A 13254-nucleotide genomic window follows, 5' to 3' on the forward strand; every position below is an offset into this window, starting at 1 on the left:
CAAGGCATTCATGAACAACTTCTTCTAAACGTCAGTTAATTTCACCTGTCTCGTTTTTGAGACTGTCGATCCAAATGATGTGAGAGAAGTCATTTTTCCAAGCGCACAATAGCTTCGCAGGCTAGTGTTTTAAGTAGACCTTAGTTCTCCATTAGGGGTTTTACTATGCTTAAATCGCTTGCATCTGCATTGTTGCTTTTCTTTGCTTCCCTTAGTTATCAATCTCATGCCAATGATTTAACGGAGTTTGATTATCCTTTGTTACTGGGTGACTGGTACTGGTTTAGTAATACTGATGAGGGAGTAAATAGTGAAGGTGCCAACTATCGTGCTATGAATATTAAATTCAAATCATCTTATCGCTTTGTGATCAGGTTGCTTCAGGTTGACGGTACGGTAGAAGAGTGGGGGGGAACCTATAATATTGATGAATCAACAGTTACCTTTTATACCAAAGGTCAGCCAGAGCAACAGCACAGCTACATGTTAAGTTATAACCAGTTTATTCTTGATGGTGCCCGATTTACCAAGTTAGCGCCTGAGAATTTACCAGGAACATGGCGTTCTTCTCGAATCAGTGGACAGGATGTGGCCGATAGTGTTTCTGAATTATCCCTCTCGCTGCGTCCGGACTTTTTATTCTCAGCAAAAGTTTCCGGTTCTGATGGAAAGAAAAAAGAGCATAAAGGCATTTACTTTATAGAAGATGATCAAATTGTTTTGATCTATGAAGATGGCCAACACGATAGCCAGTTTTTACTTGGCTCGGATACATTAACCCTGACAAATAAACAATTCGGAATGGAAGCGACTTTACAGAGGGAATGAGCTTTGAAAAGTTAAAGGGTATACAAAAATAAAGGCTTGCTGAAACAGCAAGCCTTTTAATGTTTTGTTTAATATTTGAACAATATGTTTTTATGCAATTTTGAAAGCATGGCGAAGTCTTGAAAGGTACTCTTCGTCATGACAGATGCTTTTACCTGGCTCATCCGAGATTTTTGCAACAGGACGACCTTCGCATTCAGTCAGTTTGATAACGATATTCAGTGTTTTTACATCCGGCAGATCGCAAGTCAGCTGGGTGCCGATACCGAAACTGAGGTTGATACGATGGGCGAATTGCTTGTAAATATTCAGCGCTTTGTTCAGAGTTAGGCTGTCAGAGAACACCAGTGTTTTGGTCTTCGGGTCGATACCATGTGATTCATAGTGTCTGATTGCCTTCTCACCCCATTCAATTGGATCACCACTGTCATGACGCAGACCGCTGAAACGCTCAGTTAAACGAAGGTCAAAATCTCGCAGGAATGCATCCATATTGATGCAGTCGGTCAGGGCAATCCCCAGTGAGTCCGGGTACTCTTGTAGCCAGCGATTGAGGGCCAGCTGTTGAGAATCAGCCAGTTCGCCAGCCAGTTGCTGATGTCCCTGGAACCATTCATGTGCTTGGGTGCCGACAGGCGTCAGGCCTCGGGTTCGTGCAAGATGATAGTTAGAAGTACCTTTGAATTGCGGCACATTTTCGCTCAGGTAATCAACAACCTTTTGCTGTACTTCTTTAGAGAATCGACGACGGCTGCCGAAATCAACCAGAGCAAACTGGCTCAGGTCCTGACCTTCGGCATTGTTGTAAAAGTCTTCCAGCTTACGTTTGAGCTGTGCGATTGCATCATCAGCAGAAGCGTCAGGGTAGCGAATGGATGAGCGCACTTCACTGATAATTGCCAGTAATGGCACTTCCCACAGGATTACATCAAGCCATTTACCGGTAATTTTAATCGTCAGTTGCTCACCTGAATTGTCGATGGCAACACTGTTACTATCAAGCTTGAAGTCTTTCAGGTAGTTCAGGTAGTCTTCCTGGAAGAAAGGAAGTGTCGCCAGATATTCCAGCTCTTCTTCAGTAAAGGAGAGTTCGGCCAGTTTATTAACCTGAGCCTGGATTTCGTTACAGTAAGGACGGAGGTCTTCATCGCTTCGGCAGTGGAATTCTGCAGCGGCCTCAATATTGGGGTATTGATGGAAAATCGCTTGCTGCATATGAAGTTTATATGCATCCGTATCAAGCAGGGAGTCGATTACCCTTGTGTGTCCTGTATCAGTCATAGCTAATTGAGTTGTATATCGCAATCCGAGAATTTTACATTATTTTTTGCCAAATTTGGCTGAAACCTTTAAAAACAGGCAAAAAAGAGGGCAGTACCATACGCTGAAACCTTGAAAACAACAAGTCTGCTCTCCATATTTTTTAATACAGACTTATCCTCTGTAGATCACCCTATTAACTCTAAGGGTTAATTTGTGAATACAAGAAGAAGCGAACTTCTATAAAACTCTGCGCTCCATTATATGAGCTTACACTCATAAAATATGTAAGATGGATAGCAGAATACAAGAATTATCAGATGATTATTTTAAAGTGACGTATCATATGCCATCGAAGTGTTTGCATATTAACCAGTTAATACTGCTTTATATTTAACATCTGGTATAACTTGGGGACTACTCTTGTGTGACTGCTTCAAAGGCAGAATAATGACATGTGTCAGCCGCTTATGTATGGCGCAGATGCCTGAACGCGGATAACTAAGGAAAAGAAAATGGCCGAAAAACCAACAGCTACACAGCCAACAGCAAAATACCGAGCTGATTATAAGGCTCCAGATTACACGATTACCGATCTTTCTCTTGAATTTGATCTTCATAATACGGCAACTCACGTAACAGCCGTCAGTAAGGTAGTGCGTAAATCTGAGCAGCCTGTACCACTTGTTTTAGACGGTGATGGCCTGAAGTTGGTTCGCGTTGAAGTGAACGGTGAAGCGTGGACCGATTATGTTGAAGACGATTCTGGCCTGACAATCAGCGGTGTTCCTGCTGATTTCGAACTTACTATCGAAACAGAGATTAATCCGGAAGAAAATACACTACTGGAAGGTTTGTATAAGTCAGGTGGTGGCTTCTGTACACAGTGTGAGGCCGAGGGTTTCCGTCGTATCACTTATTATCTTGACCGTCCTGATGTACTGGCTCGCTTTACAACTAAAGTGATTGCAGACAAAGCCGAATGCCCGTTCCTGTTAAGTAATGGTAACCGTGTTGACTCTGGTGAACTTGAAAATGGTCGCCACTGGGTACAATGGCAGGATCCGTTCCCTAAACCAAGCTACCTGTTTGCGCTGGTTGCTGGTGACTTCGATGTGTTGCGTGACACTTACAACACAAAGAGCGGCCGCGATGTTGAACTGGAAATCTACGTCGACAAAGGCAACCTTGACCGTGCTGACTACGCAATGACATCGCTGAAAAATTCCATGAAGTGGGATGAGGAGCGATTCGGTCTGGAATACGATCTTGATATCTACATGATCGTTGCCGTTGATTTCTTCAACATGGGGGCAATGGAAAACAAAGGCCTGAACGTATTTAACTCTAAGTTTGTTCTGGCAAACGCAAAAACAGCAACAGATACTGACTATCAAGGTATTGAAGCTGTTATCGGTCATGAATATTTCCATAACTGGACAGGTAACCGAGTAACTTGTCGCGACTGGTTCCAGTTGAGTCTGAAAGAAGGCCTGACTGTATTCCGTGATCAGGAGTTCTCATCAGATTTGGGTTCTCGTCCGGTTAACCGAATTAAGAATGTACGCATCGTGCGTGGTCCTCAGTTTGCAGAAGACCGTGGCCCGATGTCTCACCCGATCCGTCCGGAAAAAGTGATCGAAATGAATAACTTCTACACCCTGACTGTATATGAAAAGGGTAGTGAAGTGATTCGAATGATGCATACTCTGTTAGGCGAAGAGAGTTTCCAGGCAGGTATGAAACTGTACTTTGAACGTCATGACGGTACAGCTGCAACTTGTGATGATTTTGTTCAGGCAATGGAAGATGCATCAGGCATCGACCTTGAACGGTTCCGCCGTTGGTACAGCCAAGCCGGTACACCGGTTGTAAATGTTGCAACTGAGTATGATGCAGAACAGAAGCGTTACCGTGTCACTGTCAAGCAGAATACAGCACCAACTCCGGGCCAGGAAGAGAAGTTGCCGCTGCACATTCCATTTGATATCGAGCTGTATGATGCGCGAGGTGAAGTTGTTGCGTTACAACGTAATGGCGAAAAAGTGCATAATGTACTTGATGTTACCGAAGAAGAGCAGGTCTTTGAGTTTGATAATGTTGCTGAGAAACCTGTGATTTCTATGCTGCGTGAATTCTCTGCACCTGTCGTTCTGGAATACGATTACAGCGATGAAGAGCTAGCCTTCCTGATGGTACATGCCCGCAATGAGTTTGCTCGTTGGGACGCTGGCCAGATCCTGTTGGCTAAATATATTCGCGAGAACGTGAAACGTGTTCAGCAGGGTGAATCATTTGCAATTCCTGAGTCTGTTGTTGATGCGTTCCGTGGTGTATTGCTTGACGAAAAACTGGATCCTGCATTTATAGCTGAGATGCTGACACTACCAAGCGAGAATGAAATCGCAGGTTGGTATAAAACGGTTGATGTCGATGCAATCCATGAAGTAGTTAGCCAACTTGAAAAAGTATTGGCTTCTGAGATGGAAGATGAATTCAGCGCTATCTACCATTCACTGACACAGGCTTCATACACCATTGAGCATGACGCAATGGCTAAGCGTGCATTACGTAACCGTTGCCTGGCTTACCTCGCGCTAACGGCTAATGGTAACAAACTGTCATCAGAGCAATACCAGAAGTCTGACAATATGACGGACACCATGGCAGCAATGGCAGCGGCTAACAATGCTGAACTGGAGTGCCGTGAAGCCCAGATGGCAGATTTCAGTGATAAGTGGACTCATGACGGTCTGGTAATGGATAAGTGGTTTGCACTGCAAGGCTCTAACCCGGCAGAGAATGCATTGGAAAATGTTCGAAATACTATGTCGCATGCGGCATTTGATATTAAGAACCCTAACCGTACTCGTAGCCTGGTAGCAAGCTTCTGTGCCAATAACCCGGTACGTTTCCATGCTAAAGACGGTTCAGGTTACGAGTTCCTGACAGAGATCCTGACTACGCTGAATGCCAGCAACCCTCAGGTTGCATCTCGCCTGATCGAACCGTTCCTTAAGTACCGCCAGTATGACGAGAAGCGTCAGGCACTGATGCGAGCAGAGTTGGAAAAATTGTCTCAGCTTGAAAGTCTGGCTAAAGATTTGTTTGAGAAGATCCAGAAAGCTCTGGAGCAATAATCATTCAGTAACAGCAAGATAAAAGTGGCGAGATACACAGATCTCGCCACTTTTCGCTCTTCGTTTCTATTTTCGATACTATGAAATCCTATACATTCAGCGTCAATATTTCCTACCAAAACTATCTCAATCATTACTCCGGCGCAGCCAGTACAGTGCTGGTTATCACCGATAATGGATTACGTCTTCAGTTACCTGCATCACGCTTTCGTCCATTTTTGAGTCAGCTGGGTGTAAGAGGGCGGTTCAGAGTAATAGTGAACGAACAAAATCGCCTTGATAAAATAGAACGCATTCTGTGATGTTTAGACAAAATATTCATCTTTTTGTAACAAAGGTATCTATCAAATACAGAACCAAGGTGATATTTAATCTTTGAATGTGACGGTGTCACGATACTTTTCATATAATTCGTCATTAGAAAAAATAATAAAAGAAATAAATAGTTAGGCCTAATCTAATAGAGATTTTGGTTATTTCTGTTTATTTAGCCTTAAATCAGATATTCCGACTACTCAAAACCTCAACATTAGTCACATATTCGATATTCTCTTCTCGTTTTAGTGTTATTGTTGTAACTCTGTTGCAACAAAACGCCCTACAATAGCTCCACGGATCAAAATCCGTATCCAGGCGTGAAACTCCCCATATTGCGTATGGGGACGACATAAAAACCTATACTAGATCGATAAAAGATATAAAGATGGAGCATTTGCTATGACCGCACCTGACCCTATAGTGCCGGTACTGCTTGAGAAGGTATATGGCTTAATCCAGGATAAGATTGAGACGCCTCAGCAGTCATTAGTAGAAGTCTTTGCTCAAAGATTATTAGGACAATTGGCAGATGATGATCTGCTTCAACGGAATGAATCTGATTTATATGGTGCTGTATTGAGCTTGTGGCATCATTTAGTGCAAAACAAACCGGATCAAATTTCAGTAAGGGTGTACAACCCGACACTTAGCCGCTACGGCTGGCAGTCAACACATACCGTAGTGGAAATAGTCACACCAGACCGTCCTTTCCTTGTCGATTCTGTTCGCATGACCCTGACCCGTTTGGGTATCACAAGCCACTTAATGCTTAACGGCCCGTATTATTTCAAACGAAATCAAAAAGGCGCGATCACTGAAGCATGTGGCGAAGAAGGGGATCTACAGACTCTGTTCCATATCGAAGTGGATCGTCTGAATCAAAAAGACGAAATGAAAGCACTGAAACAAGAGTTGGAGCAAGTGCTTCAGGATGTCGATTTAGTTGTGAACGACTGGCAATCCATGTTCGCCAAAATGCAGCAAATTGTCGATGAACTCAAAACGACAGAATTACCCGTTAATGATGAGCATCGTCAGGAAGCTATCGCGTTCCTGGATTGGGTGAAAAGCAACAACTTCACTTTCATGGGCTACCACCAATACGATTTGAATCCAATCGAAGGTGATTATGAGTTAGTTCCATGTAAAGAAGAGGGGCTTGGTTTGCTCGGTAAGCCGGAGAAAGCCAAGCGGATGAAATTGTCAGAGTTGCCAGAGTCAGCTCGCATTGAAGCGCGCAAACCTGAGCTATTGATTCTGACCAAGAGTAACACGAAGTCGAAAATTCATCGTCCGGCTTACACCGACTACATCGGTATCCGCCGCTTTGACAAGGAAGGTAATGTTATCGGTGAGCACCGATTTATCGGGCTCTACGCATCTACGGCTTATCATCAGACAGCTATGAATATTCCTCTCATCAGCAACAAAATGTCACGAATTCTGGATGAAAGCCGTTATCCATCCGGCTCTCATTCCTGGAAAGCACTGAACAACCTGCTGGAAACCTATCCACGCGATGAGCTGATCCAGGCCAACGAAAAAGAAATGCTGGATGTTGGTTGCGGCGTTGTTCAAATGCAGGATCGTGATTTATTACGTTTGTTTGTGCGGCGAGATCCTTTCGGTCGCTTCTTCTCCTGCATGGTTTATGTCACCAAAGAGCGTTATAACACTGAACTTCGCAGCAAAACTCAGGAAGTCCTTAAAGAATCGTTTGGTTCTGATCAGGATGTTGAATTCACTACGTTTTTCTCAGAAAGTCCGCTGGCCAGAACCCATTACATTGTGCGTGTTGAAAATAATAACTTTGACATTGATGTTAAAGCGATTGAGCATAACCTAGTAGAAGCGGCATCATCTTGGGATGACCGCCTGAGCAACTCATTGATTGCTAATTTCGGTGAGAGCAAAGGTACGGTTTTGGCTAAAAACTATGCCCGTGCATTCCCTCGGTCGTATAAAGAGCAGATGCTTCCTGGCTCTGCCGTTGCCGACATTGAACGCCTGGAAAACCTGAGTGAAGAACGCAAACTGGGTATGCTGTTCTACCGTCCGCAGGAAGAAGATGCTGACTCGCATTTCGTGAAGTTGAAGTTGTTCCATCGAGATGAGCCTATTCATCTGTCAGATGTCATGCCGATGCTGGAAAACCTCGGATTACGTGTTATCGGTGAGTCACCTTATCAAGTGGTTACCTCAAGCGGTACTGTATATTGGATCCTGGATTTTGCCATGCTCCATAATGCCTGTACCGGTATTGATTTGCGTGAAGCCCGAGACAGATTCCAGGAAGCATTCTCTGCTATCTGGCATAACGAGCTGGAAAGTGATGGATTTAACCGTCTTGTATTGTGTGCTGGTCTGACTGGTCGTGAAATTACTATTTTACGTGGTTATGCCCGCTACATGCGCCAGGTCGGTTTCCCGTTCAGTCAGCACTATATTGAAGAAACCATGTCCAGCCACAGCTCACTGGCAAGGGAGTTGGTTGCCTTATTTGCATTGCGCTTTGACCCGACGAAGAAACATTCGGAGAAAGCCGAGCTGGATCTTATCGAGAAACTGAACAAACAGCTGGATCATGTCGAAAGCCTAGATGATGACAGGATCATCCGGCGTTACATGGAGATGATTCGGGCAACCCAGCGCACTAATTACTACCAAAACGACGAAAATGGTAAATCTAAACCATGGTTATCATTCAAACTGAGACCATCAGACATTCCTGAGATCCCGGCTCCGGTGCCGTTCTTTGAGATTTTTGTTTATGCGCCTGATATTGAAGGTGTTCACCTACGTGGCGGCAAGGTTGCTCGCGGTGGTTTGCGCTGGTCTGATCGTCAGGAAGATTTCCGTACCGAGATCCTTGGACTGGTGAAAGCCCAGCAGGTTAAAAACACCGTTATTGTTCCTGTTGGTGCGAAAGGCGGATTTGTCTGTAAGCGCCAGCCACAACTGACAACCCGTGAAGAAATATGGGCAGAAGGACAGCGTTGTTACAAACGCTTTATTCGTGCACTGCTGGATGTGACCGATAACATCATCGATGGTGAGTTGATTCCACCAGCAAATGTGATCCGCCATGACGAAGATGATCCATATCTGGTTGTTGCGGCAGACAAGGGCACAGCAACCTTCTCAGATTTGGCCAACTCAGTGTCGGAAGATTATAACTTCTGGCTGGGTGATGCTTTTGCTTCAGGTGGTTCTAACGGCTACGACCATAAAAAGATGGGTATAACTGCCCGTGGTGGTTGGGAATCTGTTAAGCGTCATTTCCGTGAATTGGGTGTTGATTGCCAGAATACTGATTTCACTTGTGTTGGTATTGGTGATATGGCCGGTGACGTGTTTGGTAACGGTATGCTTTTATCTAAACATACCCGTTTACTGGCAGCATTTAACCATATCCATATCTTTATCGACCCGAATCCGGATTCAGCCACCAGCTGGAAAGAACGTGATCGCCTGTTCAACATGACAAGATCCAGTTGGGAAGATTATGATCCTAAACTGATCTCAGAAGGTGGCGGTGTATTCTCACGCCGCAGCAAGTCGATCAAGCTGACACCTCAGATTCAGAAACTACTCGGTACCCGCAAACAGGCTTTGCCACCGAACGAACTTATTCGTCTGATATTAAAGATGGATGTCGATCTGCTGTGGAATGGCGGTATTGGTACCTATATTAAGGCTGAATCAGAAACGGATTCTGATGTTGGTGACCGCGCTAATGATGTGCTTCGCATCAATGGTAAGGACCTGCGGGCCAAAATTGTCGGTGAAGGCGGCAACCTGGGTATGACTCAACTTGGACGGGTAGAGTTCGCCCTGAATGGTGGCCTGGTCAATACCGACTTTATTGATAACGTAGGCGGTGTTGATTGCTCGGATAATGAAGTCAACATCAAGATCCTACTTAACAGCCTGGTTGCTAGTGGAGATTTAACCAACAAACAGCGTAATGAACTGCTCGAGAAGATGGAAGATGAAGTTTCAGATATTGTTCTGGATGATGCTTATTGCCAGAGTGAATCGATTTCCGTCACTCAGCAGCAGCAGGTACAGTTGCTGAAAGAACAAATTCGCTTCATCCACCATCTGGAGAAGGAAGGTAAGCTGGATCGCGTACTTGAATACTTGCCAGACGATGAAACACTGGCTGAGCGTGAGAAAGCAGGAGTTGGTCTGACACGACCTGAGCTGGCGGTATTGGTGGCCTATGGCAAGATGGTATTGAAAGAAGATTTGGTTAGCGATGAGATCGCAGATGATCCTTATCATAACCGATTACTGCCTTCTTACTTCCCTCAAGCATTGCAAGAGCAATATCGAACTCAGATGGAAAACCATCCACTGAAACGTGAACTGATTGCGACATCGTTAGCCAACCAGATGTCTAATGAAATGGGTTGTAACTTTGTCACTCGATTGCGAGAAGAAACTGGTGCAACCGTTTCTGAAATTTCGTCAGCCTATGCTGTCGGCAGGGAAGTGTTCAGCTTTGATAAATTCTTCCTCCAGATCCGTGAATTGGATAACGTTATCTCGGCCAGTGTTCAATATGAAATGCTGTACCGTTGTCGCAGAATGCTACGTCGGGTAACTCGGTGGATCCTTCGTAACCGTGACCGCAAGTTAGGTATTGAACAACAGGTCAGCTTCTATCAGCCAATTGTTCATAAGCTTCGCGATAATCTTGAAAGTTACCTTGTAACAGAAGAGGTTCATGAGCATAACGAACAGGCAGAGGAAATGATAAAAGAGGGCGCTCCTGCTCAGCTGGCGCATAACATTGCGCGTTTAAGCAGCTTGTACTCTGCGCTTGATATTGCACAAATCGGGAAAGAGTTGGATAAAGACATCGACTTTATTTCGAGGGTTTACTTTGTGGTTGGCGCGGATATGTCCCTTCATTGGTTCCTCAAGCAGATTCACAATCAACCAGTCGAAAATCACTGGCAGGCATTGGCTCGAGCTTCATTCCGTGAAGATCTTGACTGGCAGCAGCGACAGCTGACAACGGCTGTAATCACAAGCTGTCAGGAAGGTGAAGAAGCTGAAGCCCTGATTGAGAATTGGATGGATGACAACAGGCAGGCAATTCAACGCTGGAATACAGTTCTTGCTGAATTCAAAGTGGGTAAAACTCATGAATTTGCCAAGTTCTCTGTAGCATTGCGTGAACTGATGTTGCTCAATATCAACTGTCAACCAGCATAATGTTCATTTCATAAACAAAAATATTGGCTAGGTTAAAAGCCGCTAAATGCAAAAATTTAGCGGCTTTTTTATGTGGCTAAAAGGAGAGAGAAGGGAGTGGCTGTGATAATAAGTTATAGATACTTGATATCTTGTGATAAACATTGAATTAGCTTAACTTTTAACCTGTACAACGTAATCGTTTGCATTTTTTGGAGGCTAAGAAAATTAATTTTTTGCCGCTAATCCCTTGTATTGTAAGGAACTGGCTATTTTTCAAAGCCAACGACAAAAAATACTCGTTGAATTGCAACGCTAAACTGTGAATAATGTACTCCCGTTTATACGGGGCTTTTTAAGGAGGTACAATGATTTACCGCCTCGCTCGTTCGGTACTTTTCCAGTTTGATGCTGAAAAAGCACATGATCTAGCTATTCAGAACTTTTCTCGCTTTACCGGCACTCCTCTTGATCTTTTCTACCGTCAACACGTTCCTGATCGTCCCGTTGAAGTAATGGGCATCAAATTCAAAAATCCAGTTGGTTTGGCTGCAGGCCTTGATAAAAACGGCGAATGTATTGATGCATTCGGTGCAATGGGTTTTGGCTTTGTTGAAGTAGGGACGGTGACACCACGACCTCAACCAGGTAACGATAAACCACGTGTTTTCCGCGTAATCCCTGCGGAAGGCATTATCAATCGCTTTGGTTTCAACAATCTTGGTGTTGATAATCTGATTGAGAACGTCAAGAAAGCGAAATATGACGGCGTTATCGGTATTAACATTGGTAAAAACAAAGATACGCCGATTGAGAAAGGGGTAGAGGATTACCTGATCTGTATGGATAAGGTATATCAGTATGCCGGCTACATTGCGGTAAATATTTCATCTCCTAACACTCCGGGACTACGTACACTGCAATATGGTGAAGCACTGGACGATTTGCTTTCTCAGCTAAAGCAAAAACAAAAAGAGCTAGCCGAAAAACATGGCAAATATGTTCCACTAGCTCTTAAGATCGCGCCGGATCTTGAAGATCACGAAATTGGCCAGGTTGCTACGGCCTTGATCCGAAATGAGATCGACGGTGTGATTGCAACTAACACAACACTGGATCGCTCTCTGGTTGAAAACATGCCGAACTGTAACGAAGCTGGTGGTCTGAGTGGCCGGCCTCTGCAGAATCGCAGTACTGAAGTGATCCGTCGTTTGGCAGAAGAGCTTAATGGCGCAATCCCTATTATAGGGGTAGGTGGTATCGACTCTGCCGTAGCCGCACGTGAAAAGATGATGGCAGGTGCCCAGCTGGTTCAAATCTATACTGGCTTCATATATCACGGACCGAAGCTGGTTAAAGATATCGTTACCAACGCTTAAATCTCTTAGTTTCGAAAAATCAGACAATAACAAGTACCTGCCATGATCACTCTGGCAGGTACTTTTTTATCTGAGCGCTTTATTACAATATTGATAAACTACTTTTTTTGTCAAAATTTCAGTGATCTAGCAGTAAGTTAGTGATGATTTTTCCCCTTTTATTTTGCCATCAGCACAGTAAAATTCTCCTAAAGTTTTTTCTGACTTGTTGGATAAGCAGTATAAAGAACTGATTTTGGAGCAATTACGTGTTGAAGCCTAACAATTCATGGATGTGGTATTACGACCCAAAGCATGACTCCCTGATGTTGGATCTGGGGGAAGAAATGGTTTTCCGTGTATCTATTCCAACGAAACATCTTGTCACTTCTGCTTTTGAAAAGACTGTGTTTACAGTCGATGATGCAAGTGTTTTCCAAACCTTCCAGGAAAGCATTGCTCATTTAGATTTAACTCTGCCGCGAAAGGCCGAACTGGCGCTCAATGCTGTAGCTGCTAGTCGCTTTCACAAGCCAATGATGCCGAAAAGTTGGTTCTTCACAAACCAACAGGGCGGAGTAGAGCCTGAAAACGGTGATATTGTTGAATTAGAGACAGAGTTTGCAACTGCTAAGTTTCTGATTATAGAAAACAGTGGCTGCGCAAGCTTGTGTATGCTGGCCGAGGTAGAGCCTTTAACGCTGAATGTATCTAAAGAGATGGCATTCTGTGACACCATTAAGGTCATGAACGACCGCATGAAGGCTTTTCAGGTCGAACTACCAATGAATCTTGCCCTGGTTGGCTAACGCCTGAGTAAATATCTAACTCAGGCCGGTAGCAGGGCAGTTTTCCCACTCTATTAGCTTCCACATGAAGTGCAGCTAGCACTTTAACGCAAATTTATACGCAACTGCATTGAATCACCGCGAGCCTGTGACGAGTATCGTCCAGTGAAAATGGCTTCTTCTCACTGCACCATTTCTGTTCTTTTCTATTTTTCAGCCTTTCTTGTACTCATATTTCCAATCTAACGCTTCGTTCTTAAGCACACCTCATTCACCAATATCACTCTATGGCAGCCTGTCAGCTTTTTACCAAGTCTCCCGGTGTTAGGAACTCACATCCACATTAGGTACATCAGG

At 44.2% G+C, this 13254-nt stretch carries 7 protein-coding genes; 6 read left to right on the forward strand and 1 reads right to left on the reverse strand.

Annotated elements, in window-relative coordinates; translation table 11 throughout:
- The first annotated feature begins 165 nt into the window (after window positions 1-165).
- Window positions 166-828 (forward strand): lipocalin-like domain-containing protein, encoded by a 663-nt coding sequence (locus AACQ93_RS08775; protein ID WP_007467881.1) that lies wholly within the window; start codon window positions 166-168, stop codon window positions 826-828.
- Between the two features lie 90 nt (window positions 829-918).
- On the opposite strand, the gene pncB is transcribed toward AACQ93_RS08775, so the two are convergent.
- Window positions 919-2109, reverse strand: coding sequence for a nicotinate phosphoribosyltransferase (gene pncB / locus AACQ93_RS08780; RefSeq protein WP_064604120.1), 1191 nt, complete (start codon window positions 2107-2109; stop codon window positions 919-921).
- Window positions 2110-2603: 494 nt separating this feature from the next.
- Here pncB and pepN point away from each other — a divergent pair, with 494 nt between their 5' ends.
- The 5 genes from pepN to AACQ93_RS08805 all read left to right on the forward strand — a co-directional run bounded on the left by pepN (window position 2604) and on the right by AACQ93_RS08805 (window position 12918).
- Window positions 2604-5228: an aminopeptidase N gene (gene pepN, locus AACQ93_RS08785; protein ID WP_064604123.1), complete on the forward strand. Its 2625-nt coding sequence runs from the start codon at window positions 2604-2606 to the stop codon at window positions 5226-5228.
- 80 nt (window positions 5229-5308) lie between these two features.
- The gene (locus AACQ93_RS08790; protein ID WP_007467873.1) at window positions 5309-5530 is read left to right on the forward strand and encodes a DUF2835 domain-containing protein; all 222 of its coding nucleotides are present in this window, start codon (window positions 5309-5311) and stop codon (window positions 5528-5530) included.
- 415 nt (window positions 5531-5945) lie between these two features.
- Entirely contained in the window at window positions 5946-10772 is a 4827-nt protein-coding gene (locus AACQ93_RS08795) for an NAD-glutamate dehydrogenase (RefSeq protein ID WP_064604126.1), read from the forward strand.
- 347 nt (window positions 10773-11119) lie between these two features.
- On the forward strand, window positions 11120-12130 hold the full coding sequence (gene pyrD / locus AACQ93_RS08800; RefSeq protein ID WP_064604129.1) for a quinone-dependent dihydroorotate dehydrogenase: 1011 nt from the start codon (window positions 11120-11122) through the stop codon (window positions 12128-12130).
- A 248-nt stretch (window positions 12131-12378) separates the two neighbouring features.
- Window positions 12379-12918: a cell division protein ZapC gene (locus tag AACQ93_RS08805; protein WP_064604132.1), complete on the forward strand. Its 540-nt coding sequence runs from the start codon at window positions 12379-12381 to the stop codon at window positions 12916-12918.
- The last annotated feature ends 336 nt before the right edge of the window (window positions 12919-13254 follow it).

It is taken from the genome of Photobacterium sp. J15 (genome assembly GCF_963870815.1).
GTDB lineage: Bacteria > Pseudomonadota > Gammaproteobacteria > Enterobacterales > Vibrionaceae > Photobacterium > Photobacterium marinum.

Bases quoted from the DNA above. Each gene is read 5' to 3' on its own strand.
- AACQ93_RS08775 (WP_007467881.1), top strand. From the start codon at position 166: ATGCTTAAATCGCTTGCATCTGCATTGTTGCTTTTCTTTGCTTCCCTT.
- pncB (WP_064604120.1), bottom strand. From the start codon at position 2,109: ATGACTGATACAGGACACACAAGGGTAATCGACTCCCTGCTTGATACG.
- pepN (WP_064604123.1), top strand. From the start codon at position 2,604: ATGGCCGAAAAACCAACAGCTACACAGCCAACAGCAAAATACCGAGCT.
- AACQ93_RS08790 (WP_007467873.1), top strand. From the start codon at position 5,309: ATGAAATCCTATACATTCAGCGTCAATATTTCCTACCAAAACTATCTC.
- AACQ93_RS08795 (WP_064604126.1), top strand. From the start codon at position 5,946: ATGACCGCACCTGACCCTATAGTGCCGGTACTGCTTGAGAAGGTATAT.
- pyrD (WP_064604129.1), top strand. From the start codon at position 11,120: ATGATTTACCGCCTCGCTCGTTCGGTACTTTTCCAGTTTGATGCTGAA.